Source organism: Azospirillum terrae, assembly GCF_053470425.1.
This window is the reverse complement of record NZ_JBPXMR010000006.1, coordinates 8,983-34,075: the sequence shown is the minus strand read 5'-3', so window position 1 is coordinate 34,075 and position 25,093 is coordinate 8,983. Positions and strand designations below refer to the sequence as shown.

Annotated in this window: 18 protein-coding genes, 1 tRNA gene, 1 pseudogene and 1 CRISPR repeat array; of the genes and pseudogenes, 11 read left to right on the top strand and 9 right to left on the bottom strand. The window is 70.2% G+C overall.

Features of this window, described 5'->3' with window-relative positions:
* Positions 1-33: 33 nt before the first annotated feature.
* From ACSVDD_RS16690 to ACSVDD_RS16675, 4 genes are all read left to right on the top strand, one after another.
* The gene (locus ACSVDD_RS16690; protein ID WP_448190504.1) at positions 34-1,326 is read left to right on the top strand and encodes an adenylosuccinate synthase; all 1,293 of its coding nucleotides are present in this window, start codon (positions 34-36) and stop codon (positions 1,324-1,326) included.
* A gap of 450 nt (positions 1,327-1,776) precedes the next feature.
* The gene (locus ACSVDD_RS16685) at positions 1,777-3,771 is read left to right on the top strand and encodes a protein kinase family protein (protein WP_448190503.1); all 1,995 of its coding nucleotides are present in this window, start codon (positions 1,777-1,779) and stop codon (positions 3,769-3,771) included.
* 20 nt (positions 3,772-3,791) lie between these two features.
* A complete protein-coding gene (locus tag ACSVDD_RS16680) occupies positions 3,792-4,304 on the top strand; it encodes a hypothetical protein (protein WP_448190502.1) in 513 nt (170 codons plus the stop codon).
* A 301-nt stretch (positions 4,305-4,605) separates the two neighbouring features.
* Positions 4,606-5,013: a YidH family protein gene (locus tag ACSVDD_RS16675; protein WP_448190501.1), complete on the top strand. Its 408-nt coding sequence runs from the start codon at positions 4,606-4,608 to the stop codon at positions 5,011-5,013.
* Between the two features lie 25 nt (positions 5,014-5,038).
* Here ACSVDD_RS16675 and rpoH read toward each other — a convergent pair whose 3' ends face one another.
* Positions 5,039-5,923: an RNA polymerase sigma factor RpoH gene (rpoH, locus tag ACSVDD_RS16670; RefSeq protein WP_448190500.1), complete on the bottom strand. Its 885-nt coding sequence runs from the start codon at positions 5,921-5,923 to the stop codon at positions 5,039-5,041.
* Between the two features lie 137 nt (positions 5,924-6,060).
* Positions 6,061-7,071 (bottom strand): RluA family pseudouridine synthase, encoded by a 1,011-nt coding sequence (locus ACSVDD_RS16665; RefSeq protein ID WP_448190499.1) that lies wholly within the window; start codon positions 7,069-7,071, stop codon positions 6,061-6,063.
* Positions 7,072-7,096: 25 nt separating this feature from the next.
* Here ACSVDD_RS16665 and ACSVDD_RS16660 point away from each other — a divergent pair, with 25 nt between their 5' ends.
* The 3 genes from ACSVDD_RS16660 (at position 7,097) to ACSVDD_RS16650 (ending at position 8,598) form a co-directional block, all read left to right on the top strand.
* Complete coding sequence (locus ACSVDD_RS16660) at positions 7,097-7,441, top strand: hypothetical protein (RefSeq protein ID WP_448190498.1); 345 nt, start codon at positions 7,097-7,099, stop codon at positions 7,439-7,441.
* The gene (locus ACSVDD_RS16655; RefSeq protein ID WP_448190497.1) at positions 7,438-8,478 is read left to right on the top strand and encodes a threonine aldolase family protein; all 1,041 of its coding nucleotides are present in this window, start codon (positions 7,438-7,440) and stop codon (positions 8,476-8,478) included. Before ACSVDD_RS16660 ends, ACSVDD_RS16655 begins: the two co-directional genes overlap by 4 nt.
* A gap of 44 nt (positions 8,479-8,522) precedes the next feature.
* Positions 8,523-8,598, top strand: a tRNA-Glu gene (locus ACSVDD_RS16650).
* Between the two features lie 567 nt (positions 8,599-9,165).
* Here ACSVDD_RS16650 and ACSVDD_RS16645 read toward each other — a convergent pair.
* The 3 genes and pseudogenes from ACSVDD_RS16645 to ACSVDD_RS16635 form a co-directional block, all read right to left on the bottom strand.
* A pseudogene (locus ACSVDD_RS16645) lies at positions 9,166-10,188 on the bottom strand (recombinase family protein); the annotation flags it as partial.
* Positions 10,189-10,264: 76 nt separating this feature from the next.
* Complete coding sequence (locus ACSVDD_RS16640) at positions 10,265-10,534, bottom strand: hypothetical protein (protein WP_448190496.1); 270 nt, start codon at positions 10,532-10,534, stop codon at positions 10,265-10,267.
* 219 nt (positions 10,535-10,753) lie between these two features.
* Positions 10,754-10,963 (bottom strand): hypothetical protein, encoded by a 210-nt coding sequence (locus ACSVDD_RS16635; protein WP_448190495.1) that lies wholly within the window; start codon positions 10,961-10,963, stop codon positions 10,754-10,756.
* A gap of 186 nt (positions 10,964-11,149) precedes the next feature.
* Here ACSVDD_RS16635 and ACSVDD_RS16630 point away from each other — a divergent pair, with 186 nt between their 5' ends.
* Positions 11,150-11,941 carry a hypothetical protein gene (locus ACSVDD_RS16630; RefSeq protein ID WP_448190494.1) on the top strand — a complete coding sequence of 264 codons (792 nt, stop codon included), beginning with the start codon at positions 11,150-11,152 and terminating at the stop codon, positions 11,939-11,941.
* A 107-nt stretch (positions 11,942-12,048) separates the two neighbouring features.
* Complete coding sequence (locus ACSVDD_RS16625) at positions 12,049-13,308, top strand: transposase (RefSeq protein ID WP_448190493.1); 1,260 nt, start codon at positions 12,049-12,051, stop codon at positions 13,306-13,308.
* A gap of 52 nt (positions 13,309-13,360) precedes the next feature.
* Here the strand turns inward: ACSVDD_RS16625 and ACSVDD_RS16620 are convergent, their stop codons facing one another.
* The 3 genes from ACSVDD_RS16620 to cas4g/cas1g form a co-directional block, all read right to left on the bottom strand.
* The gene (locus tag ACSVDD_RS16620) at positions 13,361-14,362 is read right to left on the bottom strand and encodes a hypothetical protein (protein WP_448190492.1); all 1,002 of its coding nucleotides are present in this window, start codon (positions 14,360-14,362) and stop codon (positions 13,361-13,363) included.
* A 254-nt stretch (positions 14,363-14,616) separates the two neighbouring features.
* Positions 14,617-15,098: direct repeats of the CRISPR family, unit length 38 nt; unit sequence GCTTCAACGAGGCCTGGGCGTTTCCGCCCAGGATGAGG.
* 229 nt (positions 15,099-15,327) lie between these two features.
* Positions 15,328-15,624, bottom strand: a complete 297-nt coding sequence (gene cas2, locus ACSVDD_RS16615; RefSeq protein ID WP_448190491.1) for a CRISPR-associated endonuclease Cas2 — start codon at positions 15,622-15,624, stop codon at positions 15,328-15,330.
* A 14-nt stretch (positions 15,625-15,638) separates the two neighbouring features.
* Positions 15,639-17,342, bottom strand: a complete 1,704-nt coding sequence (cas4g/cas1g, locus tag ACSVDD_RS16610; protein ID WP_448190490.1) for a CRISPR-associated endonuclease Cas4g/Cas1g — start codon at positions 17,340-17,342, stop codon at positions 15,639-15,641.
* Between the two features lie 176 nt (positions 17,343-17,518).
* On the opposite strand from cas4g/cas1g, the gene ACSVDD_RS16605 reads away from it, so the two are divergent.
* Positions 17,519-20,212 (top strand): RecB family exonuclease, encoded by a 2,694-nt coding sequence (locus tag ACSVDD_RS16605; RefSeq protein WP_448190489.1) that lies wholly within the window; start codon positions 17,519-17,521, stop codon positions 20,210-20,212.
* Positions 20,209-23,382: a UvrD-helicase domain-containing protein gene (locus tag ACSVDD_RS16600; protein ID WP_448190488.1), complete on the top strand. Its 3,174-nt coding sequence runs from the start codon at positions 20,209-20,211 to the stop codon at positions 23,380-23,382. Before ACSVDD_RS16605 ends, ACSVDD_RS16600 begins: the two co-directional genes overlap by 4 nt.
* Here ACSVDD_RS16600 and ACSVDD_RS16595 read toward each other — a convergent pair.
* Positions 23,339-25,015: a hypothetical protein gene (locus ACSVDD_RS16595; RefSeq protein ID WP_448190487.1), complete on the bottom strand. Its 1,677-nt coding sequence runs from the start codon at positions 25,013-25,015 to the stop codon at positions 23,339-23,341. The genes ACSVDD_RS16600 and ACSVDD_RS16595 overlap by 44 nt on opposite strands.
* Positions 25,016-25,093: the final 78 nt, after the last annotated feature.

The following is a 25,093-nucleotide window of genomic DNA, read 5'->3' as shown; positions in this document are numbered from 1 at the left end:
AGGGAACACACCCGTTCTTTTTCGGAGACTGACATGGCCAATGTGGCGGTGGTCGGCGCCCAGTGGGGCGACGAGGGCAAGGGCAAGATCGTCGACTGGCTGTCCAGCCGGGCCGACGTCGTCGTCCGTTTCCAGGGCGGCCACAACGCCGGCCATACGCTGGTGATCAACGGCGTGACCTACAAGCTGAGCCTGCTGCCCTCGGGCGTGGTGCGGCCGGGCAAGCTGTCGGTGATCGGCAACGGCGTCGTCTTCGACCCGTGGGCCTTCCTCAAGGAGGTCGACGGCATCCGCGAGAAGGGTGTCGACGTCAACCCGTCGAACCTGCTGGTCGCCGAGAACGTGCCGCTGATCCTGCCGATCCACGGCGCCATCGACCGCGCCCGTGAAGAGGCGCGCGGTGCCTCGAAGATCGGCACCACCGGCCGCGGCATCGGCCCGGCCTATGAGGACAAGGTGGCGCGCCGCGCCATCCGCCTGTGCGACCTCACGGACGAGACGGTGCTGGCCGAGAAGGTCGAGCAGCTGCTGTTCCACCACAACGCCTCGCTGCGCGGCCTCGGTGCGACCGAGATCAAGGCGGAAGACCTAATGGGTCCGCTGAAGGAGATCGCGCCGAAGATCCTCCCCTACATGGCGGTGGTCTGGAAGCGCCTGGACGAGCTGCGCCGCGCCGGCAAGCGCATCCTGTTCGAGGGCGCGCAGGGCTCGATGCTCGACATCGACCACGGCACCTACCCGTACGTCACCTCGTCCAACACACTGGCCGGCAACGCCGCCACCGGGTGCGGCATGGGGCCGCGGGCGGTGGGCTTCGTGCTGGGCATCTGCAAGGCGTACACGACGCGCGTCGGCTCCGGCCCGTTCCCGACCGAGCAGCTCAACGAGATCGGCGACAAGATCGGCGAGCGCGGCCGCGAATTCGGTACGGTCACCGGGCGCAAGCGCCGCTGCGGCTGGTTCGACGCCGTGATGGTGCGTCAGGCGATCAAGACCGGCGGCATCGACGGCATCGCGCTGACCAAGCTGGATGTGCTGGACGGCTTCGACGAGATCAAGGTGTGCGTCGGCTACCGCCTGGACGGCCAGGAGCTGGACTATTTCCCGGCCGGCCAGAGCGCCCAGGCGCGCGTCGAGCCGATCTACGAGACCTTCGAGGGCTGGAAGGAAAGCACCCAGGGTGCGCGCACGTGGGCCGAGCTGCCGGCGCAGGCGGTCAAGTACGTCCGCCACATCGAGGAGCTGATCCAGTGCCCGGTGTCGCTGCTGTCCACCAGCCCCGAGCGCGACGACACCATCCTCATGCACGACCCGTTCGCCGACTGATAGGGGGAGGGGGCTCCGCTCTCCCCGTTGCATCGGTGTCCCGTCTGCCCTATCTTGGAGGGGAGGGAGGCCCGGTTTCCCGGACCTCCCCGCCGTGTTCGTTCAGGTACTCGACGGCGAAGCGGACCCTGAATCCCTTCGCCGTCACCTGAACCTTAAGGCTAAGACGCCAGCGTTTCCGCATGGTCTTACCCTCCAGTGTGCCGTCCGGGACCATTCCCGTGTGGCGAGTATATTTGTACGGTCTTTCCCCTTTCCCGTCGAGCCAAGCTGCGCGCAGGCGACACCCGCCGGGAGCGGCGCTTTGCCGCGCCGCCGCACTCGACCGCGCCTCATGAAACGGCTATTTTCCCTCATCGACGCTAGCTAGGCCCCGCCGCGTGCCGAGACCGAGGAAAATAACTCCCCACACCGCCCGACGCCCAGACCGCGTATCGAGAGACCGTCGCCATGTCGAGTGATTCGGTCAAACTCGCCGAACGCTACGAGGTGGTGCCGGGCACGCCGCTGGCCGGGCTCAACGCGGTGGGCGGCAACGCCTTCGCGGCGCGTTCGCTGCGCGGCAAGGGCACCGAGCCCTTCGCCATCATCTGCTACGGCGCGGTGCTGCCGCGTGCCGACGTGGTGTCCACCTTCGCCAACGTCGACAACCCGGCGCTGATGAAGCTGCTTGACTGGGGCGTGATCGACTGGCCGCCGGACAACGCGCGGCGCTATTGCATGGTGTTCGAGAAGCCGGCCGGCCGCCGGCTGATGAACTCGCTGGCCGAGCCGATCGAGCCCATGCCTGAGGAGCAACTGACCCGTCAGGTGGTGCAGCAGGTCGTCAGCGCGCTGAAGGAGCTGTCGAGCCGTGGCGTGGTGCACGGTGCCATCCGGCCGTCCAACTTCTTCTACCGCGATCTGGCGTCCGGCACGCTGATGCTGGGCGAGGGCGTGTCGGCGCCGCCCGGCTACGGCCAGCCGGTCCTGCTGGAAACCATCGAGCGCGGCATGGCGATGCCGTCCGGCCGCGGCACGGGCACCATCAGCGACGACCTCTACTCGCTGGGCATCACGCTGCTGATCCTGATGCTGGGCCGCAACCCGGCGGCCGGGCTGGACGACGAGGCGCTGATCCAGGCTAAGATCGAGCGCGGCTCGTACCCGGCGCTGGTCGGGCAGATGCGCCTGCCGCTCGCCATTGGCGAGGTGGTCCGCGGCCTGCTGGTGGACGATCCCAAGCAGCGCTGGACGCTCAACGACCTCGACCTCTGGCTGTCGGGCCGCCGCCTCAGCCCCAAGCAGCCGCAGATCCCCAAGCGTGCGGCGCGCCCCATGGAGTTCCAGGGGCAGGAGTACTGGTATTGCCGCACGCTGTCGCGCGCCTATGGCCGCACGCCGGTGCCGGCAACCCCGGTGATCGAGAGCGGCGAACTGGACAAGTGGCTGCGCCGCAGCATGGCCGACGAGGTCCGCGCCGACGCCGTCGCCAACGCCATCCAGACCGCGTCGACCGGCAAGGGCGGCAGCGCCACGGACCGGCTGGTGGCGCGCGTCTGCATGGCGCTCGACCCGGCGGCCCCCATCCGCTACCGAGGCAAGGCGGTGCTGCCCGACGGCGTCGGCCCGGCGCTGGCCGAGGCGTTCCTGCGCGGCGAGTCGCCGCAGTCCGTCGCCGAGATCATCGGCAACCAGCTGCCCATGTTCTGGGTGAGCGTCCAGACCGACTTCAGGCCGGAATTCGTGCCGCTGGTGCACAGCTTCGACCAGTTGCGCACCTTCCTCGACCGCACCGCGCCGGGGTTGGGGCTGGAGCGTGTGCTGTACGAGGTGAACCCGGCGATGCCCTGCATCAGCCCGCTGGTGGTGAACCAGTACCCGGTGACGCCCGCCGAGGTGCTGCGCGGGCTGGAGTGGACGGCGTCCAGCGGCGAGCGCAACAAGGACCCCATCGACCGTCACATCGCCGCCTTCCTCGCCGCCCGCCACAAGCGCACCGAGGAGATCCTGTACGGCCAGCTTGCAGCAAGCATCGACCCGATGCGCCGCATCATCGCCATGCTGACCATCCTTGCCGACGTGCAGGTGCGCACCGGCACCGAGCCGCTGCCGCACCTGTGTGCGTGGGTGGCGTCGATGCTCGACCCGGCGTTCCGCCGCTTCCACAACCGCGCGCAGCAGGAGGAGGTGCGCCGCCACGCCGACTCCGCGGCGCACAACGGCCGGTTGGCCGAACTGTTGAAGATCGTCGACGATCCCGACGCGTTGCGCCGCGACAAGGCCGAGTTCGAGGCGGCGCAGATCGCCTACCGCGAGGCCACCGCCGAGATCGAGCGGCTGCGGCACACCGCCGGTGACCGCGAAGGCATCATCGCATCGACCGGGCGTCAGGTGGCGGCCATCGCCTCCAGCGTCGTCTCGACGCTGCTGGTGGCCGGCATCATTCTGTACTTCGCCTTCTAGACCGGAAGAGACACGCACCCATGGCGAAGAAACCTCCCCCGCGCGGCGCCGCAAAGCGCAAGAAGAAGCGGTTGAGCATCTGGACCCTCCTGCTGCTCCTGCTGCCGGCGGGGCTGGTGGTGCTGCCGACGACCATCCTGTTCGGTCTGGGCATGATCCCGACCATGGTCGCCTATGTGACCGATCGCGATCCGGAGAAGCCGGCGCCGATCACCGTTGGCGGGTTGAACTTCTGCGGTTGCCTGCCCTACGCCATCGACCTGTGGAAGCACGGCGGCGGCGTCACCGCGGCGCTGAAGCTGTTTGCCGATCCGCTGACCTGGCTGGTGGTGTACGGCGCCGCCGCGGTTGGGTGGGCGTTCTATTTCGGTATCCCGCCGGCGGTGGCGAACACCGAGGTCATGCGCTCCGAGGGGCGCATCGACGCGCTGAAGCAGCGCAAGGTTGCGCTGGTGCAGGAATGGGGGCCGGACGTTGCCGGTGACGGCTTCGATGATGGCGCTGGAGACGTCGGCTCGGCCGCTGTCCAGTGATACGGCCAACGCCTGAAGGCGTCGTCCGCATCACCCTTTCGATCAATGCCTATCGCGCTTTTGTTCCAAAAGCGCTGGCGGCAGCCCTTTGCCCGTGGCAAAGGGCGAAAGCTATCGCATTGATCTGTCGGGTTTTACCGGCGGCGCTCGATGGAAGCGATCAAGCGCCGCTGGCATGACTTGCCCGCCGTGACTCGCCCGTAGTGATTTGAAAGAAATTGGCCGTCCGGGCACAGCCGGGCGTGAACAATCGGCGGCCCGCCCCGTTCCCTGCCCGATGATCGGTTCAAGGGACGTCGGCATGGACACGCAGCCGCCGCAGGACAAACCGCCAAGCCAACCCCAGGACAGCGCCGACCGCCGCACCCAACTGGCCGCCGACCGCACGGTCTTCGCCGCCGAACGCACCTACGCGGCGTGGGTCCGCACCGGGCTGGCGGCGCTGGCGAGCGGTGTCGGTGCCAAGAAGCTGCTGGCCGGCGTCATCCCGGAGTGGGGCATCTGGGGCGTCGGCACCATCCTGGTGGCGTTCAGCGCGTTCTGCTTCGGCGCGGCGATCTGGCGTCAGATTTTTGCCGGCCCGCCGCCGCCGCACCCCGACACGCCGCGCATCCCGCCGGTGCTGCTCATCGCGGTCAACGGCTTCCTGGCGCTGGTGGCGCTGGCCGCCCTGGTCAGCATCTGGTTCGGGCGGACCGGCGGGGACTGACCCGCGCGCCGTCCGCGCCGTCCGCTCACCCCGCCAGCTTCTGCTCCAGCGCCGCGTTCTTGATAGCCTTTTGCAGCTTCTCGAAGGCGCGCACCTCGATCTGGCGGACGCGTTCGCGGCTGATGCCGTACTTCTGCGACAGATCCTCCAGGGTGGTGGGGTTGTCGCGCAGCCGGCGCTCGACCAGGATGTCGCGCTCGCGCTCGTTGAGGCCGGTCATCGCCGACTGGAGCAGCTTGCGGCGCTTGCCCAGCTCCTCGTTCTCGGCGAGGCTGATCTCCTGGTTCGAGGTTTCGTCGACCAGCCAGTCCTGCCACTCGCCCTCGCTCTCGGCGCGCAGCGGCGCGTTCAGCGAGTGATCGGGAGCCGCCAGACGCCGGTTCATGTTGACGACGTCCTGCTCCGGCACTTCCAGCTTGGTGGCGATCTGGGTCACCTGCTCGGGGCTGAGGTCGCCTTCCTCGATAGCCTGCATCTGGCCCTTCAGCTTGCGCAGGTTGAAGAACAGCTTCTTCTGCGCGGCCGTGGTGCCCATCTTCACCAAGGACCAGGAGTGCAGGATGTATTCCTGGATGGCGGCGCGAATCCACCACATGGCGTAGGTGGCGAGCCGGAAGCCGCGGTCGGGGTCGAAGCGCTTGACCGCCTGCATCATGCCGACGTTGCCCTCCGAGATCAGTTCGGACAGCGGAAGGCCGTAGCCGCGGTAGCCCATGGCGATCTTCGCCACAAGGCGCAGGTGGCTGGTCACCAGCTTGTGCGCGGCGTTGGAATCCTCATGCTCCTGCCAGCGCTTGGCGAGCATGTACTCCTCCTCCGGCGCCAGCATCGGAAATTTGCGGATTTCCTGCAGGTAGCGCGAGAGATTGCTTTCCGCACTGATGACCGGGACGCTGGACAGTGTCGCCATGTCTAACCCTCTCTTCGGTCTCTTATATGCCTTTTACGAGCACCAGACCGTTTTGGACTTCAAGTATGCCACGCCGCAGCGTTCCCGCCACCCCTTACAATAACCAAGCCGGAGGCATGGGTATAGCCTCTTTATAATCATTCCAAGGTCCGGATCAGGGCGCGCAGATCGTCCGGCAGATCGACGGAAAAGCGCAGCCGCTCGCCCGTGCGCGGGTGCACGAAGGACAGGCCTACGGCGTGCAGGGCCTGCCTGGGAAAGCCAACAACGGCGCCGCGCAGGGGTTCCGGCAGCGGTGTCGCCTTGACGCCCCCCTTGGAGCCGCGGGCGCGGGTGGAGCGGCTGCGGCCGTACAGTTGATCGCCGACCAGCGGATGGCCGATGTGCGTCATGTGCACGCGGATCTGGTGCGTGCGCCCGGTCTCCAGCGTGCATTCCACCAGCGCCGCGGCGCCATGGAAGGATCGCAGCACGGTGTAGCGCGTGGCCGCCGGTTTGCCGCCGGTGACCACGGCCATCTTCTTGCGGTCGGTGGGGCAGCGGCCGATGTTGCCCTCGATCCGTCCCTGTTTGGGCGTCGGCACACCCCACACCAGCGCTTGATAGGTACGGCTCAAGGAGCGGCCGGAGAACTGTTCGGTCAGCGCGTGGTGGGCGCGGTCGTTCTTGGCGACCACCATCAGGCCGCTGGTGTCCTTGTCGAGTCGGTGGACGATGCCCGGCCGCTTGACGCCGCCGATGCCCGACAGGCTGTCGCCGCAATGGGCGAGCAGCGCGTTGACCAGCGTGTTGTCCGGGTTGCCGGCGGCCGGATGGACCACCAGCCCGGCGGGTTTGTCGAGCACCAGCACGTCGTCGTCCTCGTAGACCACCTGGAGCGGGATATCCTGCGCCTTAGGCGTCGCGGGCTCAGCTTCGGGGAGGAAAACGTCGAAACTTTGGCCGGGTTTGACCCTCTGCGAGGCGTCGGTTATGGTCCGCCCGTCGGAGCGGACATGGCCCTGCTCCAACAAGGCCTGGGCGCGCGAGCGCGACAGGTCGTCGATGCCGGCGGCCAGCACCTTGTCGAGGCGTTCGCCCGCTGCGGTGTCGGGAACGGCGACGGTGTGCAGCCGTCCGCCTGGGGTGGGTCGTTCGTCGTTCTGCATAATCCTCGGAGATTGGACCGAAACCGTGCGCGTTCTCAAGGCGGCCCTGATCATCATGGGCGTGTTCATCCTGGCCGGCTATGCCTATCTGGGCATCGAGGCGGTCAAGCGCTTCTCCCGCCACACCGCGGAGCAGCAGCAACCGCGCGAAGCGGCGCCCGATGAGCGGCCCCTGCCGCCGGTCACCGGCGGAGTCGTGGCTCTTGGTCTGCCCAGCGGCACCCGCATCGGCGAACTGGTGCCGGCCGGCAACCGGCTGGTGTTCCGCGTGACGGTGCCGGACGGCCCGGACCAGCTCTACATCCTCGATCCGCGCACCGGCGGCGTCGTGCCGGCGGTGACCACTGGGAAAGCGGCGGTGCTGCCATGACCGGATACGATTTCCGCAGCGACAACGTGGCGGGCGCGGCGCCAGAGGTGGTGGATGCGCTGGCGCTGGCGGCGCGCGGCACCGCCTCGTCCTACGGCGCCGACGAGTGGACGGAGCGTCTGACGGCGCAACTCGCCGCGCTGTTCGAGACCGAGGTGGCGGTGTTCCCGGTGGCCACCGGCACCGCGGCCAATTCGCTGGCGCTGGCGGCGATGACACCATCCTACGGCGCTGTCTACTGCCACGAGGAGGCGCACATCGCCGTCGACGAGTGCGGCGCGCCGGAGCTGTTCACCGGTGGCGCCAAGCTGGTCGGTTTGCCGGGCGAGGCGGGGAAACTGGCGCCGGAGACGCTTGAGCGGGCGCTGGCCGGGGCGGGCATCGGTGTCGTGCACCGGGTGCAGCCGGCGGCGCTCAGCCTGTCGCAGGCCACCGAGGCCGGCACGATCTACCGCGCGGAGGAGGTGGCGGCGCTGGCCGATGTGGCGCACCGCGCCGGGCTGGCGGTGCACATGGACGGCGCGCGGTTCGCCAACGCGGTGGCGCGCCTGGGCTGTTCGCCGGCGGAGTTGACCTGGAGGGCGGGGGTGGACGCGCTGTCGCTGGGCGGCACCAAGGGTGGCTGTCTGGCGGCGGAGGCGGTGGTGGTCTTCAACCCGGCGCTGGCCGAGGATCTGGGCTTCCTGCGCAAGCGCGGCGGACATTTGCTGTCGAAGATGCGCTTCGTCTCGGCGCAGCTGGAGGCGTGGCTTGCCGGCGGCCTGTGGCTGCGTCTGGCGCGCCACGCCAACGCCATGGCCGATCGTTTGTCGGCGGGGCTGGCGGCGCTGCCGGGGGCGGAGATCGCCTTCCCGGTGGAGGCCAACGAGGTGTTTGTGCGCCTGCCGGACACGGCCGTGGCGGCGCTGGAGGCGGCGGGGTTCCGCTGCCACCGCTGGGATGGTTCGATGCTGCGTCTGGTGACGGCGTTCGACACGCCGGGGTGGGCGGTGGACGCCTTCATAAAAACTGCCGCGGATGCGTGCGAAAAAGCTTGAACCGGGTCCGGCGTTTGGGTACATAACCGCCCACGCCGAACGACGTCCCCATCGTCTAGAGGCCTAGGACACCGCCCTCTCACGGCGGTAACCGGGGTTCGAATCCCCGTGGGGACGCCACTTCCGTACAAAACTGGGCACCGATCGCAAGGCGTCGCCGCCGTCGGAGGCGACAACGGCGCTGAGCCGTCGCGTCGAACCCAGCACCCGCACCAGCGCGTCGTCAACCTCCACCCGCCCGACAAAGAGCGACAGATACGTCTTGCGAAAGGCCACAGGGCCGGTCGCCAGCTTGTCACGCAACAGGGCGGAAAAGGCGGCGACCTTGGCCGGCGTCACCACGACCGGACCGGTGCCGAGGCGGGTGGCGGCAGCCACCACCGCCTCCTGGGCCAGGCGCCGTTCCTCCTTCAATTCCGCCATGCGCGTGCGCACTGTATCGTCGCGCGGGTCAATCACCCCGGCTTCGATCGATTGAAGCAGCCGGCGGGCCTTCTGATCGATGGTGGTCACAGTCCGCTCCAGGACGGCCAGCGCCTCGCGCTCCTTGGCTTGGTTCCGGATGGTGTCCTGCGCGAGCTCGTCGAGCAGGACGGCGAGGCGGTCGGGCTGGAGCAGCTGATCGGACAGCGCGCCGAGCACCACACTGTCCAGCAGATCCATCGGCACGCTGCGGCCCGGACAGGCCGTGTCACCCTGACGTGCCTTGGTCGCGCACGTGTAGTAGCGGTAGCGCCCCGACTTGCCGGTGCGCAGGGTCATGCCGCCGCCGCAGGTCGCGCACACCGCGATCCCGGTCAGCAGGCAGGGACCGTTGACCACTCGTGGAGGCGTCCGCTTCGGGTTGTGGGCGGCGAGCCTCTCCTGAACCCGGGCGAAGGCCGCCGCATCGATCAAGGCCGGCACGGGGACGGGGACGAGTTTGTCGTCGGGCTTGCGCTGGCCGGTCTTCGCCTCGACGCGGTTGAAGCAGTGCAGGCCCATGTAGGTCGTGCGCCTCAGGATGTCGTGGACGGCCTTGATCGCGAAGCGGCCGCCGTTGCGGGTGTGGAACCCCCGCTGGTTCAGCCAGGACGTGATGGCCTTGACGCCAAGCGGCCCGGACTGGCCGTCGCCGTTCAGGTAGAGATCGAAGATCAGGCGGACGGTGACCGCCTGGGCCTCGTCGATCGCCAGGCGCTTCTTCTCCTTGGTGCCGCGCGTCTCCGCAGCGACGACCTTGTAGCCCAGGGGCGGCTGCGAGCCGTTCCAGAAGCCCTGGCGCGCGTTCTCCTCCATGGCGCGCAGCGTGTGCTTGGCGTTCTCCCGGCTCTGGAATTCGTCGAACAGGGAGATGATCCGCCTCACCAGGTCGCCCGTCGGGTCGTCGCTGAACTCCTGGGTGATGCTGATGAGTTCGACATCGGCCCGCCGCAGCCGGCGCAAACTGAGTTCCAGTTCGACTTGGTCGCGGAAGAAGCGCGACAGGCTGTGGACGACCACCACGTCGAAGGGGCGGTCGGGACGGGCCGCCATGTCCATCAGCCGTTGCAGGCCCGGTCGGTCACCGTCGGTGCCGGTCCGACCGCCGTCGCTGAAGATCACCGCGACCGTCCAGCCTTTCAACTCGCAGTAGGCGGTGCACTGGCGTTGCTGGTCGGGGAGCGACAGGTCGCTCTCGGCCTGCCGGCTGGTCGAGACGCGAAGGTAGAGAGCGGCGCGCTTCGTCATGGAAGAAAGCTCCGGGAGCACACGGGATGGGGCTCGCGGGAACCGGCAAGGACTGCGGCGGCGAGCGCGTGGGAGGCTACGACTGGTTGTCGTTGGCGCTGAGCACGGTGGTGAGAAGGTCGCCCAGCCAGCCGCGGACCACGGCAACCTCCTCGGGCAGCACCGGCAGCCGGTCGGGCCAGGGGATGAGGATCGCGCACCCGGTCGTGTCGATCGCTTCGTCGCGGAGGTCGGCCGGCGTGCTGGCGGGGGCAATCTCGGCCGGACGCTCGAAGGACGGTACCGTCCGGCCGGTGTTGTCGTTGACCGGCATCGGGCGGATGGGGGAGGGCGGTGAGCAGGACATGGTCGGGCATCCGGTTGAGGAGGGAAGCGGCCGGAGGCCGCTGAACCGGATCAGGGTTCGTGCGATGTCCAGCGGAAATGCGTCTGGCGCATGCCTGCCATGTGTATTGCAGTCGACCTCCCATGCCCCTGCCGGAGGCGGCGGGCGGTCCGGTGTGATCCATCGTGAATCCCTCCCTCTCCACGGGATGGCCGCTGGAGATCTCCGTGACCGACGCCGTCAGGCGGGACGCGGCCACTCCAGGGCGTCGACGACGGCCTCGAATGCGGCGTCCAGGATCAGCAACTTGCCGGCGGGCAGACTAAGAGCGGTGGTGCCGGGATCGTCCAGTTCGTGCACAGCGAGCACGGCGGTGGCGCGGACGGCGTGCCGCCGGCCTTCGCTGTCCCGAACCAGCAGAACGCCGTGGCGTGGTCGTTGCAGATCCATCGTTCAGCCTCGGGTGGAACCAAACGGGAACTCTACGGCATGCCGGCACGCGCGACCAGACGGCCATGCGCGGCTGTCCACCCGGGCTTTGCCACGGCGCATTCATCCTTTCGATTTTTGTCATTCGGCCAAGGAACCCACGTCCTCGCCGCCGAGGTCCCCTCGGCGAGCATTGGAGGGCGTTCCATGGCGACCAGCCGCATCGTGCGAGTTCCGTATCCCGATCCCCAGGCAGGCCGGGACCCGGCCGATGTGACCCGGAAGGCCAGGGCGGCGATCCTTGGTGCGTTGATCGAGCCGAAGACCCCTGCTGAAGCCGCGGAACGGATCTATCGGGCCATGCGCACGGTGGGCGGGACCGGCGCTTACGGAGACAAGAGCAAGCGTCTGAGCCTGCGCCTGGCGCACGAGGTTCTGTCGGACACCGTGCGCTGCGTCGTCCGCGAACGGATCCCGGTGGCGTTGACGGCGATCCAGCATCTTGATGGCAGCCCTGCCGGGCCGCAAACGCTCACGCACTGGCGCGAGGCCATGGTGGTCGTTTTGGCTCCGCTGGCGCGGGGCGTTCGTGTGTTCCCCGGCGTCGAGCAACCGCACCACGTCCAGAACTTCTACACCCGGCAGGTGAAGCCGACCCTCCCCGTGCTTCACGTCGCCCTCGCCGTTCACGACTGGCTGGCGGGGGATGTCGGACGCGACGTGCAGAGGCCTGACCGCCTGCGCGACCCGTGCGCTCTCGTAAACAGCGGGGCATGGATCGATGCGGTGGTCTGCGGGGCCGAGTGGTACCGCCTGCACTGGTCCAGCGCGGCGCTCCTGCCGGCCGACGGCCGGCGCCTGCTGCGCGCGACCCGGTTCCTGCGCCTCGTCCCGGACCGTCCGGTGGACGCCCGCGTGGTGGTCCAGGGCATCACCGTGCCCCTGTTCGACGACGTGTCCCGGCCGACGCCGAAAGCGGCTTCCCGATCAAGGCCTTAGCCGCACGCTTTTGAAAACGGCGGTCCTGCTGGCGCACGGGCAGGGTGCTCGCGAGGGCGATTCCCCGCCAGCAGGGCGGGGGGCGCGATGGTTGGGAACGGGACATCATGGCGGCGAACGCCAGCCCCGCGAGGCAGTCGGTCGAGGGCGTGTTCGCCGTCGAACTGCCGCGGGGCGCCCGCCTGGTGGGGCCGCCCGTCGTGCAGGAGGATGGCAGCTACGCCATCCCGGCCGTCATGGAACTGCAGGAACTCTTCTGCCCCTGTTGCCGGTCGCGCATGGTCAGCCACGGCTACGGCGATCCCCGCAAGGTGACGCTCTGCCCAATCAATTGCCGGCCGGCCGTGCTGCATCTCAAGCCGCAGCGCTACATTTGCCCCGCCTGCCGGGACAACCCGGATGCCAAGACCAAAACCGTCACGCCGGCGCCCCCGTGGATCGCTGCGAACCACCGGATGTCACTGGTTACGCTCGACAACATCGGCAAACAGGCCTTGGCTCGGCCGGCAGCCGAGGTGGGGCGTGCCTTCGGCGTGAGCGAGGCGACGGTGCGCGTGCTGCGCGATGAGCGCGTCGCCGACTTGAGGCGCAGCCACACCCTGCCGGTGCCCGACATCCTCGGGGTCGACGGCTTCCAGTCGGGCAAGATGCGCATGACCAACCTCACCGACATTGTGGCGAGGCGGCCGTTCGATCTCTGGCCGGTCGGCGAGAAGGACAAGGACGCCGTCGCGGCGCTGACACAATACTTCCGGGCGTTGGATGGCCTCGAGAGCGTGTCGTTCGTCATGATGGACATGTCGGACGTGCTGCGGTCAGCCGTCCGAAACGTCAAGCCTCGCCAGGAAATCATCGCGTGCGGTCTGCATGTCGTAAAAATGATCCTGAAATCGCAGTGGGAAGCCGCGAAAAAATTTGCCTCAGGCGTTAAAATATCGGTTGATGCTCGTCGTGTATTGATTTCAAGCCTGCTGAACAAGTACACGCTTACGGATACCGAACAGGAAGCGCTCGACAGGTATCTGGCGACGAACCGGCCGTTGCAACAAGCCTATCATCATGGCTTGGAGTTCCGGGGAATCGTGCGGTGCGAATCTTGCCGCCAGGCGGAAGCCCGGTACGCACAGTGGTTTCAGAAAGACCTGCCGCAGGCGGTCAGCACGTGCTTCAGCAATGTGCGCCAGAAGTGGCCGAGCTGGCGCAAGGAGATCCTGACCATCGCCGATGTGTCCTCGGCGCGGACCAACAACTATACGGAAAACCGAAACCAGCGGGTGGAGGCGATTCACCAAGCGTGCCCCGGCATCGGGTTTGACGCCTTGCGCAACCGCTACTTGTTTTCTAGCTCTATTTTCCAGGATGGCTGAGCGTCACACTCCCGTGGTTCCCGCATCCGCTTGGACCCGCGGCGCGCCTCCCTCATGCCGGATCGGGCGCACGCCTGCCCGCCGCCGCTGTGCCATTGTCGACCGTCGCTCGCCGGATCCGGCGCACGCGACTTTCGTCGATGCCAAGGTCGCGCGCGATGGCGCTGTTCGACGCCTCGGTGCGGATGAGATCGTGCAAACGGCGCTCGCCTTCCGGCGTCAAGCGGCGCGCGCGCCCCACCCCGACCGTCCAAGGCGTGGGCGGCGTGGGGCGTGCCTCATCGCCGGCGGAAGTGGATGGGACGTGGGAAGAAGCCGCGTCATGGGCCTCCTCGGCCTGGATGGCTCCGTTGGCGTAGGCTTGGCGCTGCGCCGCGGCTTCCTCCAGGGACACGCCGAGGCGCTGCGCCAGCCCCTCGTCGGTGATGCCGGCCCTCAACCAGCCGCGCAACCGTGCGGTCCTTTGCGCGTCGGTCAACTCGGCGGTGGGTTCCGGCGGCGGCACCGCGACCTTGGCGGTTGAGGGGCGTGGCGCTCGCACAGCGAGCTTGCGGGCCCGGGCCTTCACCGCCGCCACGGTGATCTCCAGGGTTTTGGCGATGCTCGTCAGGCTGTCGCCGGCGTTGAGGCGCCGCTCCACTTCGGCCTTGCCCGCGCCGGTCAGGCGCTTGTTCCTGCCGAGCCCGGAGGTCCAAAGGGGCTGCCGCGCTGCCGCCTGGCTCTCTGATGGCCGGGGCTCCTCGGTTACTGGGGACGGCATCCCGGCTGGGTGTGGAGCTTCCAATCGGGCGAGCCGCTCATCAAGACCTTGCACGGTTTGCTCAAGACCTCGCACGGTTTGCTGGAGGGCGACGATGGCCGCCGGCATGTCGGCGAATCCCGGCGGTGGATGCTGGGCCGTGTTCCGCTCGAAGGCATCGAGGGTTGCGTCCAGCGTGATGCGAAGCGCTTCGGCCAGATGCGGGCGTTTGGTCAGCAGGCCAGCGATGCGACGGATCAAAGCTGCCTGCTCCGGCGTCGCGAGGCGGATGCTGGTGGGATGCATTGTGCTCATGGAAGCGCCGTCATGGTCGTGCACGCTGAAGGTGGGAGCGATCCGCCAAAACGCAAGCGCAGTCGTTATGAACTACGATCCAACTACGCTCCCACCGCTATCTGTTATTCCGTGTGGCTGGTAGAGGGCTGCTTGGGGGGAATAGTGTGGGATAATCTATGGTTATCACGCATCGTTTGGCAAACGAACCACGGCGAATAACGGATGGCCAGGATGAGCAGGTGGTGCGAGAGATCAAGCCGAGTTCGGATCTCGCTTCAACGAGGCCTGGGCGTTTCCGCCCAGGATGAGCTGCCGCCAGGACGAAGCCAAGACGAAGGTCTGGCTGCTTCAACGAGGCCTGGGCGTTTCCGCCCAGGATGAGGCGCATCGTTCTCGGCAGCACCTACGACCGCAGCGTCGTGCTTCAACGAGGCCTGGGCGTTTCCGCCCAGGATGAGGCGGCACGACGGCGTGGAGGTTGGTCGACAGCAGCCGGGCTTCAACGAGGCCTGGGCGTTTCCGCCCAGGATGAGGCGAGACCACGACGCCCCTGCGCTATCCGGCGCTGATGCTTCAACGAGGCCTGGGCGTTTCCGCCCAGGATGAGGGCCAGGCTGTCGTACACAGACGGCTCCTGACAGGCCGGCTTCAACGAGGCCTGGGCGTTTCCGCCCAGGATGAGGTGTGGTCGCCGCTGTGTTGACCCTCTCTCACGGGCTTCAACGAGGCCTGGGCGTTTCCGCCCAGGATGAGTCGGCATATTGCACCTCGCTGTTTTATAGCCGAAAAACAGCCCGGATTCGAGCGCTCCACGATCCGGTTCGCCAAGCCGCTCCCGGCTGTTCCGTTTTGTTCTTCACAATGTCCAAGAATCCTTTGATATCAAGAGGCCTGCGCTCTTTCGAGCGGGTCCCGGGGTTCTGCGTGCACCGAACCGCTCGCGTGGCGGGCGGCGGCGCTTCAGTCTATGATTTCCCGGCCGCTTATACCACCACCGCCTCGCGCGTGATCGTCTCGAAGGGGCGGCCGAGGCTCTCCACGCGCGGGTCCACCGCGTCGGCCGGGCCGACGTCGATGATCAGCACGTGGTCCTCCGAGGGCTTGATGATCCCGTCCAGGCGCGCCCCCAGTGCGGCACGGCGGCGCGGGGTCAACCGGCATTGGAACACCGAGAGCTGGAGCCAGCGGCCATAGGCCTCCATCGCCTTGAACACCCGCCGTCCGCGCTTCGGGTCGCCGATGTCGTAGGTCACGATGTACAGCCGCTCGTTGCCGGCCATGTGAACCTCCTTTCTCAGCGCGGGCAGTAATGCGGGTAGGCGTCGATCTCCCCCAGCAGGTGCCGGGCAAATAGGCGCGCCTGGACGTGCAGCATCCGCCGCATGGAGATCTGGTAGCCGAACAGCGGGTGGGACGCTTCCTGGTCCAGGCGGCGTTCGTAGGCGCGGATCAGCGTCCGCCGCCCGCCCGGCGTCAGGTTGCAGCCGGGACCGGCGGTGATGAAGTCGGCGGGCGACAGTTCACCGTTGTTCAACGCCGTCAGCACCGTGGAATCTGCTAGGATCGGCCGCAGCGGTTCCATGAAGTCCAGCGCCAGAGCCGGCCGGCCCGGCCGGTCGGCGTGGTAGAGGCCGGCCCACGGGTCGAGCCCGGCGATCTCCAGTGCCGTCGCGCAGGCACGCGTCAGCAGGGCGTAGCACAGCGACAGGCAGGCGTTCACCGGGTCGGCCGGCGGCCGGCGCGACCGCCGTTCGAAGGCGAAGGCGGGCAACTCGGCCACCTTGTCCGAGAACAGCGACGGCAGGGCACGGAAATACACCGCGGCTCCTTCGCCCTCCACCCCCAACAGTTCGGGAAGGCCGGCGGCCTTGACGGTGCGGTCGGCCAGCCGCTTCAGCGTCTCGGTGGCGTGCTCGCGTTCGGCCTCCGGCCCGCGCCAGTTGCGGCGAAGCATGGTGCGCTGGTTGCGCAGCTTGGCACGCACCAAGTCGCGGGCGAACAGCAGCCGGCGGAACGCGTCGCCACGCGCGGCGTACTGCGCCTCGCGGACGTGCGCGCTGCGCGGGCCGCGGGCGCCGGTGGTCGCCAGGAACCAGAAGCCGCTGCTCATCCAGGCGATGGGTATCTCCTCCTTGACCAGCGCGTGCAGCGCCGGGGTGGACAGCGACACCGGGCCGGCCAGCACCAGCTCCGACACCTCGCCCACCGGAACCTCGCGATCCGCTTCGCTTTCTGCCGAGATGACCAGCACGTCGCCCCTCTTGCCGACCCGCGCACCGGGCTGCTGGACGTACAGAGGCAGCGCTGCGTCGGCGGCCGGCGGCGGCGTGCGCGGCGGGCCGCCGGTGCGGAACAGGTTGACCTCGTCCGGCAGGCAGATCGGCAGCAGCGAGCAGCGCGCGCACTTGCGGCTGTTGTCCAGCGGCGGCGGGATGCGCCGCGCCGCCGCGGCCAGACGCAGGGCGGATGCCGCCTCGTGCGTGCGGGCGCGCAGGTCATCGTCGAAGGTGACCGGCACCCGCTCGCGGCTGCCGGCGAACCACAGGAAGCCCTCGCCGACGCGGTAGCCGTTGTCCTCCAGAACCAGGGCCTGGACGCAGAGCTGCACGCGCTCCGGCTCGTAGGCGCCGCCCTCGACGTGCGGGCGCTTGCCTTTCTTGAAGTCGATGGGGGTGACGACGCCGTCCTCGCCCTCCAGTACGTCCATCTTGGCGACCAGGCCCAGCCGGTCGGAGGCCAGCTCGATGGAGCGGACCTGAAAGGGTGGTGCCGCGTCGGCCTCCTCTGGGGGCGGCAGTTTGCCGCGCCCGGCATCGACGCGGGCATGGACGCGCTTGCCTTCTTCGGTGTCGGCGTTGGCCGCCCAGGCACCCTCCACCCACTCCAGATAAGCCAGACGCGGGCAATAGACCCATTCGTTGACCATGCGCGCCGGCACCAGAAGGTCCGGGTCGGTTTCCGGCGGGGCCGGCAGCGGCAGCGAGAGCTGGTCGGTCATGGACGCCACTCCACCACGGAACGCGCGTAGGGCGAGAATGCCGTAAGGATGATATCGTAATTTCGTGCAATCCGTGAACTCAAACGATCGCAATGGATATTGACTGAAGGAAACATCAACTCTTTGTTCAGACAATCGGTCGACCATTCCCGCATCGGACAGGCGGGGATGGTCGCATGCGCGTTCAATTCGGGTGGCACCTGGATGGCTCCTGCTGGCCGGAGACGTTCGATGGCCGGCACGCCAGCCTGGGGACCGCGGTGGCCGGGCCGGCCGGGCTGCTGACCATTCTGGAAACGCGACTCGGCCTGTCGGGGCCGGACGCGTGGCCGGCGTTGCGGACGGCGCAGTATCTGGCGCGCCTGCGGCAGGCGGACGACGGCGCGCGCTTCTACAGCCGGTCGCTGGCGGCGGACGGCTGGTCGGTCGCCGGGCGGCTCCTGGCGTGGCGGGATGCGCTGGTCGAGGCTGGCTGGAACGGGAGCGGCGGCGGGTCCCGCCTCGACACGCTGGCGGCGGTGGAGCGCGCGCCGGTTCCGCTCGCGCCCGGACGGGCCGACCGGCTGCGCGCGGTGCTCGACGCCTTGGCGGGTCCGTGCGCGGCGCCCATCGCGGAGCTTCGCCTCGCCACGCCCGCCGCCCTGCTGCGACCACCCTGGCGCGCGCTGCTCGACCGGCTGGGCGCCTGCGGGACGCGGATCGTTCCCGGCAAGGAGCCGGCGCCGGCCGCCGATGGCGACCTGGGCGCGGTCGGGCGATGGCTGACCACCGGCGTGCGCGCCGCCTGCCGGGGTGACGGGACGCTGACGGTGCTGGAGGCGGACGAGGAATGGCTGGCCGCGGAGATGACCGCCGGCTGGCTCGCCGCCGCGCCGGACGACAATCATGGGATGGTGATCCTGCGCGGCCAGCGCACTACGCTGCTGGACGAGGCCTGCCGCCGCCTGGGTCTGCCGCGCGTCGGCGGTGCCGGGCGGTCGCCGTGGCGGGCGGCGGTGCAGGTGTTGCCGCTGGCCTTCGCCACGCTGTGGAACCCGCTGGACGTGCGCCGGCTGATGGAACTGCTGACCTTGCCGCAGTCGCCCATTCCGGCCAGTGTCGCGGACCTCTTCGCCGACGCCCTCACGCAAGCGCCGGGCGTCGGCGGCCCGCCGTGGCAGGAGGCTTGGCGTTCGGCCCGCGAGCGCCGCCGCACTCGGTTGGAGGAACGCGGTGTTGCCGGTCCCGATCTGGAGACGCGGCTCGACGCTGAGGAGCGGGAGTGGCGCGGCTGGCTGGAGACGCCCCGCTTCGACGAGGACGACGGCATCCCGGTCGGCACCGCCGTGGCCCTGTGTGGCCGGGTCGCCGGCTGGGCCCGCAGTCGTGCCGGCGCCGGCGCCGGGCCGGGAGACGATCTTCTGCGCCATGTGGCGGCGCAGGCCGACGCCATGGCGGCGGTGGTCGGGGCGGCGGGGCTGGGGCGGTTGCCCAAACCGCAGCTCGACCGCATGCTGGATTCGGTGATCGGCGAGGGGGCGGCGCTACCGGCCGGCGGCGCGGAGGCGGCGCCGTGGACAGTGGTGGACGAGCCGGGGCAGGTCTGGGGCGCGGCGCGCACCGTGCTGTGGTGGGGCTTCCTCGACCCGGGCCGGGGGCGCGAGCCCTCCCCATGGAGCAACGCCGAGCGGGCGGCGCTGGCCGCCGCCGGCTGCCTGCCGGAAACGCCAGAGGCCGCGTTGCGCCGTGACGCCTGGGCGTGGCGATTGCCGGTGCTGAACGCCGCCGAGCGGCTGATCCTGGTGAAGCCGCGCTCGGTTGCCGGCGAGCCGGGCGTCGCGCATCCGCTGTGGCACGAGATTCAACCAGTGCTGGGGCCGGCGCTGGACGGATGCCGAATAGTCCACGCGTCGGCGGGGTTGTGGCGTGACCGCGTGGCCTTCGCCGGGCGCCCGGTGGCGCGGACGGCCCTGGAGCCCTGCGACCGGCCGGCACCCCGGCGGCTCTGGCGCGTGCCGGTGGGGGCGGTCCCGATGCGCGACCGGGAGTCGGCGACCAGCCTGGAACGCCTGCTCGGCTGTCCGTTCGCCTGGGTGCTGCGGCACGCCGCCGGGGTGCGGCCCGGAGCCCTGCGCGCGATCCCGGACGGTTCACGGCTGCTCGGCACGCTGGCGCACGCGGTGGTCGCCGAGCTGTTCGCCGAGCGCCCGTCCTGGCCGCCGGACGAGGCCGCGTTGCGCGCCGCGGCGCTGTTCGACCGTCTGCTGCCGGTGCTGGCGGCGCCGCTGCAACGGCCCGGCTTCGGCCTGGAGCGCGAGCGGGCCCGCGCCATGGTGGCCGAGGCGGTGCGCAGCCTCGCCCGGCTGATGGAGGCGGCCGGGTTGACCGTGCGCGCCTGCGAGGAGCCGGTGGAGGAGGCGCTGCCGGAGGGCGTGACGCTGGAGGGGATCATCGACCTGCTGCTGGAGGAGGCGGCCACCGGCCGGCCGGTCGTCCTCGACCTGAAATGGAGCGGCAGCGACCGGCATCGCCGTCGGGAGGTCGCCGAAGGGCGGGCGATCCAGCTGGCGGTCTACGGCCGGCTGGTGGGGCAGGGCGCCGTGGTGCCGGCCGGCTATTACATGCTGGCGCAGCAGCGGCTTCTGGCCTGTGCGCCGGAACCGTTCCCCGCCCACGCCCATGTGCCGGGCAGCGACCTGCCGGCGGTCTGGCGCGCCGCCTGGGAGAGTCGGGCGACGCGGCTGGCCGGGCTGAGGCGCGGCGAGATCCTGGCGCCCGGCGTTCCCGCTGAGGACGACGGGGAGGCCGCCGCACCCGCGCTCACCCTCTCGCCGCCATGCGGCCTTTGTGAATACGGGCGCTTGTGCGGCGCCGGGAGCCTCGGCGCATGACCACCACTCCGTCCCCCACCCCCCTTTCCCCCATCGACGTGGTGACCGCCAGCGCCGGCACCGGCAAGACCCACCGGCTGACCGGTGCCTACCTCGACGCGGTGGCGGCGGGGATGGCGCCGGGGGCGATCCTCGCCACCACCTTCACCCGGAAGGCCGCCGCCGAACTGCTGGAGCGCATCCGCGGGCGGCTGCTCGCCGAGGGGCGGACGGACGCCGCCCGGGACGTGCTGGCCGGCCGCATCGGCACCGTCAACGCGCTGTTCGGGCGCATCGCCGCGGAATTCGCGCTGGAGGCCGGGCGCTCCCCGGTTGCCGACGTGGTGGGGGAGGAGCGCGGCGCCGCCCTGTTCGCCGCTGCCGCCGACGGCGTCATCCGCCGGCACGGCGCCATCATCGAGGCCGCGGCGGAGCGTCTGCGCATCGATGACTGGCGGGGGCTGGTGCAGGACATCGGCGCGCTGGCCCGGCAGAACGGCATCGCCGCCGCCGGCCTGACGGAGTCGGCCGCGCGGTCGCTGGCCGGCCTGCTCGCCTTGCTGCCCGCGCCGGTGGCCGAGGCGGAGCGGCTCGACCACGCGCTGGCCGACGCCGTCATGGGCGTGGTGACTGCCATTGAGGCGGCGGGGGACACCGGCGTCAAGAAGACCGCCGAAGCGCTGGCCGTCCTCAGGGATGCCGCCGCGGTGCTCGCCGACGGGCGCTTTCTGCCGTGGGTGGAGTGGGTGCGGCTGGGCAAGCTTGACGCCGGTGCAGGCTGGCGGGAGGCGATGCAGCCGGTGCACGCGGCGGCTTCGGCGCACGCCGCCCATCCGCGCTTGCACGCCGACCTGCGCGCGCTGGTGGTCGGCGTGTTCCGTTGCGCCGCCGAGGCCATGGAGGAATACGAGCGGTTCAAGCGTGTGCAGGGTCTCGTCGATTTCGTCGATCAGGAACACGAGGCGCTGACCCTGCTGGAGCGCGACGACGTCCGCGCCCTGCTGGCCGAGCGGGTAGACCTAGCCCTGGTCGATGAGTTCCAGGACACCAGCCCGATCCAGCTCGCCCTGTTCCTGGCGCTGGCCGGGGTGGTGCGCCGGTCGGTCTGGGTGGGCGACGCCAAGCAGGCGATCTACGGTTTCCGGGGCACCGATCCGGCGCTGATCGGCGCGGTGGTGTCGTGTGTTCCGCCCGCCACCGGCGGCACGCCGGACCGGCTGCCGCGCAGCTACCGCTCGCGGCCGGGACTGGTAGCCTTCCACAACGACCTGTTCGGCGCCGCCTTCCCGCCGGTCGGTATCGCGCGCGAGGACGCCCTGGTTCCCGAGTGCGAGCGCTCGGACGACCCGGGCCTGCCGCCGCCGCTGGAACTGTGGACGCTGGCCGGCAAGAGCTGGGACGCCGCCCTGGCGGCGCTGGTGCGTGGCGTGGCGAGCCTGCTGGCGGTGCCGGACGCGCACCCCGTCGGTGGACGCGGCGGGGCGGGGGAGGCGACGCACCTGCTGCGCGGGGCCGACGTCGCCATCCTCTGCCGCTCGAACGACCGTTGCGCCGCGGTCGCCCACGCGCTCGCCGGGGTCGGGCTGAAGGCCGCGGTCGGGCGGCAGGGGCTGACCGCCACGCCGGAAGTGGGCTTGGCGCTGGCCGCGCTACGCTACCTCGTCGATCCCGGCGACACGCTGGCGATGGTGGAAATGGCGCACGGCGCGGCCACCGCCGCCGAACAGCCGGTGTGGCTGGAGGAGTGGTTGCACCCCGACGCGGCGCGCCGGGCGCGGGAGTCCTCGCCGGCCCTGAGGGCGCTCGACGAGGCCCGCGCCCGGCTGCTGCACCTGACGCCGGTCGAGTCCCTGGAGGTCGCCATGGCCGCCGGGGGCGTGGCGGAACAGGCGCGGCGCTGGGGCAACGCCGCCGAACGCCTTGCCAACCTCGACGCGCTACGCGGTCTGGCCCGCACTTACGAGGACCACTGCCGCGCCCGGCGCGGGGCCGCCACCGCTGGCGGGCTGGCCGGCTTCCTGTCCGAGGTCGAGCGCGGCGGCGACCAGCCGCCCAGTGCCGACCCCGACGCGGTGCAGGTGCTGACCTACCACCAGTCCAAGGGGCTGGAATGGCCGGTGGTGATCCTGCTCGACCTGCACGGCAGGCCGGAGCCGTCGCCCTTCGGCCTGTCGGTGGAGGGACCTGTGGACGGCGTCGATCCCTGGCGGCCGCTGGCCGGGCGCTGGCTGCGCCTGTGGCCCTGGCCCTATGACGCGCAGCGCAAGGGCGTGCATCTCGATGCTGCGGCCGACGCCGTCCCGGAAACCGCGACGGCGCGCGCCCGCGCCCACGCCGAGGCGGTTCGCCTGATGTACGTCGGCATGACGCGGGCGCGCGACTACCTGATCCTCGCCGTCCGCCCGCAGAAGACCGGCTGGCTCGACGCCCTGGCGGACGCGGACGGGACGCCGCTCCTGGCGCTGCCGGACGGCGACGGCCCCGGCGAACTCCGCGTCGGTGGGCAGCCGCACCCCGTCATGGCGCGCTCCCTGGCGCCGCCCGAAGACGCGGTGGAACCAGCGGCATTCTCCCGCCCGGAGGTCTTCGCGTTGCCGCCCGCCCCACCCGCCGTCCATCCGCCGCTGCGGGTGGCGCCGAGCCGCTGGAGCGCGACGGAGACGGACGCCGCTCCGGAGGTGCGCCGCCGCATCGCGCTGGGCGAGCGCCTGCCGCTGCCGGGCGGCGTCGACATGACGCGGCTGGGCGAGGCGATGCATGCCTTCCTGGCCATCGACCGACCGGACGTGCCGGAGGAGCGCCGTCTCATCGACGCGCGGCGCCTGCTGGAACGTTGGGGCGTGCCGGGCGTGGCCGAGCGGACGCTGACCGAGGCCGGCGACCGGCTGTGGTGCGCCATTGCCCGCCTCTGGCCGGGGGCCGGGTGGCGCACCGAGGTGCCGGTGCACGGCCGGTTGGAGCTTCAGCGGGTGGCAGGCCGCATCGACCTGCTGGTGGAGACGGCGGGCGGGCTGGTGATCCTCGACCACAAGTCCTTCCCCGGCCCCCACGACCACTGGGCCGAGCGCGCGCTGGAGCATGCGCCGCAACTGGCGTTGTACCGGCATTTGGTCGAAGAAGCGGCGGGGCGGCCGGTGACCGGCACCTTCATCCACATGCCGGTGGTCGGCATGCTGCTGGAGGTGGCGTGAGGCGAAGCCGGGCGTCCCACCACGCGAGCACGGCGCGCAGCCGAGGTGCCGACGAGGCGTCGACGCGAAAGCGCCCCTCGTCCCATCGGGCGACGAAATAGGCGTTTGCGCGGTAGAAGAACCACGGCTTGGGTGGCCGCGGCCATTCCCCGCCCGGGCCGCGCCACGGGTCCGGGGCGTCGTCCTCGATCCGGTGGATCGCCTGAAGGACCGCCTCGCACAGAAGCAGGCGGGAGTCGCGGCCGGCGCGCCGGGTTGCGTGGACTGATATCCGCTGCCTTCCCGGCTGCGCTTCGACGAGGTCGGCGTACAGGCGGTGCACGGCCTGCCGTTGGCGCTCCGACGGTGGAACGGGCACGGCCGGCACCAGGGACAAGGTCTCGGCCAGCAGCCGCTGGGCGAGCGGATGGCCGCCCGGCCCGGTGTCCGCGCTCTCGTCCAGGGTCCGCTCCAGCAGATGGTGCAGCCACGCCTGGCAGGCGACCGGGTCGGCCAGCAGCGCGTTCATCGGCAGGAGGGCGGTGATCTGGTCCGTCCCGCCGGCCTCCACCGTGGCAAGGGTACGCAGCAGGCGATCCCGCCAGACGGTGGACAGCGAGAACGGGTCCACGCGCTTGGGAGGCGGCGGACGGATGCGCCACCACAGCGCGCGGGCACGGGCGCCGACGCTCCGCAGCCGCCAGCACCCCGTCCACCGTGTGTCGAGCCACCACCGGCGGAGAGCGAGGCGCACCGCGCCCCGGTCGGAATTCCAGACCCGTCCCAGCGCCGCCAGCGCCTTGCTGGCCCGCGACACGGTGCGCCCGAGCAGGCCGATGGGCGGCGCCAGCGCAAGCCCGCGCTCGGCTTGGCGCTTATTCCAGTACCACAGCCATCCCGCGCGCGACATGCACAGCGTCTGGAGTTCCAGCCACAGGTCGTGCGGATCGACCTCGCCCACAGGCGGAACTTCGAGGGCCTGGACGCGGTCGAGACGGAACGTGCGCTGCTCCCGTTTGGCCAGATCGATGCCGACCAGATGGAGCGTGTGGTTCTTATGCAGCAGGATGCGGTCGAGCCAGACCTCCCGCTCCTCCCACCCATAGGTCAGCGTGACGCTCCGGCCGATCCGGTCGATCAGCAGCCCGTGGTCGAGGAAGCCCGACGCCGACGGCATGACGCCGGCCTGTGCCAGCGCGCGCAGCAGCCGCGCCTTCCACCGGCGCAGCACCGGAGGCCGCATCCGGCCGCCCAGCGCCTCCAGGATGGGGAGGTGTCCGCGGGTTCGGCGCAGCCACGTCCGCACCACCGGCTGCCAGGGATGGCGCGGCGGTTCCATGACAACCCGGCCGCGTCGCACCTCGCGGGCCAGGATCGCCTCGCCCAGCCGTTCCGGGGCGAAGCGGTACGCGAGCGGCCCCAGGGCGCGCAGTCGCGGCGAGGTCGGCGGCTCGGTCGTGCGGAAGCGATGGCCCCACAGCGACAGCACCATGCCGTCGTCCGCCGTCTCGACCACGCGCGCGAGGCCGGGTGACGCGGTGTCGTAATGCACCCGCAGGAAATCCAGCGACTCTTCGTCCTCCCGCTGCAGCGGGATGCTGCGGCCGACCCGGATCACGTCGCCGGGACGCAAGGGACGTGCGGGGTGGAGCATAGGCCTGAATGCAGGTGGTTGTGCGCTGACGATAGCAAATCTTCTGTTGCGCAAACAACGAGTTGTAGTTCAACCTGC

Bases quoted from the DNA above. Each gene is read 5' to 3' on its own strand.
- ACSVDD_RS16620 (WP_448190492.1), bottom strand. From the start codon at position 14,362: ATGAGCACAATGCATCCCACCAGCATCCGCCTCGCGACGCCGGAGCAG.
- ACSVDD_RS16640 (WP_448190496.1), bottom strand. From the start codon at position 10,534: ATGTCCTGCTCACCGCCCTCCCCCATCCGCCCGATGCCGGTCAACGAC.
- ACSVDD_RS16680 (WP_448190502.1), top strand. From the start codon at position 3,792: ATGGCGAAGAAACCTCCCCCGCGCGGCGCCGCAAAGCGCAAGAAGAAG.
- rpoH (WP_448190500.1), bottom strand. From the start codon at position 5,923: ATGGCGACACTGTCCAGCGTCCCGGTCATCAGTGCGGAAAGCAATCTC.
- ACSVDD_RS16675 (WP_448190501.1), top strand. From the start codon at position 4,606: ATGGACACGCAGCCGCCGCAGGACAAACCGCCAAGCCAACCCCAGGAC.
- ACSVDD_RS16635 (WP_448190495.1), bottom strand. From the start codon at position 10,963: ATGGATCTGCAACGACCACGCCACGGCGTTCTGCTGGTTCGGGACAGC.
- ACSVDD_RS16690 (WP_448190504.1), top strand. From the start codon at position 34: ATGGCCAATGTGGCGGTGGTCGGCGCCCAGTGGGGCGACGAGGGCAAG.
- cas4g/cas1g (WP_448190490.1), bottom strand. From the start codon at position 17,342: ATGACCGACCAGCTCTCGCTGCCGCTGCCGGCCCCGCCGGAAACCGAC.
- ACSVDD_RS16625 (WP_448190493.1), top strand. From the start codon at position 12,049: ATGGCGGCGAACGCCAGCCCCGCGAGGCAGTCGGTCGAGGGCGTGTTC.
- ACSVDD_RS16655 (WP_448190497.1), top strand. From the start codon at position 7,438: ATGACCGGATACGATTTCCGCAGCGACAACGTGGCGGGCGCGGCGCCA.
- ACSVDD_RS16605 (WP_448190489.1), top strand. From the start codon at position 17,519: ATGCGCGTTCAATTCGGGTGGCACCTGGATGGCTCCTGCTGGCCGGAG.
- ACSVDD_RS16685 (WP_448190503.1), top strand. From the start codon at position 1,777: ATGTCGAGTGATTCGGTCAAACTCGCCGAACGCTACGAGGTGGTGCCG.
- ACSVDD_RS16665 (WP_448190499.1), bottom strand. From the start codon at position 7,071: ATGCAGAACGACGAACGACCCACCCCAGGCGGACGGCTGCACACCGTC.
- ACSVDD_RS16630 (WP_448190494.1), top strand. From the start codon at position 11,150: ATGGCGACCAGCCGCATCGTGCGAGTTCCGTATCCCGATCCCCAGGCA.
- ACSVDD_RS16595 (WP_448190487.1), bottom strand. From the start codon at position 25,015: ATGCTCCACCCCGCACGTCCCTTGCGTCCCGGCGACGTGATCCGGGTC.
- ACSVDD_RS16600 (WP_448190488.1), top strand. From the start codon at position 20,209: ATGACCACCACTCCGTCCCCCACCCCCCTTTCCCCCATCGACGTGGTG.
- cas2 (WP_448190491.1), bottom strand. From the start codon at position 15,624: ATGGCCGGCAACGAGCGGCTGTACATCGTGACCTACGACATCGGCGAC.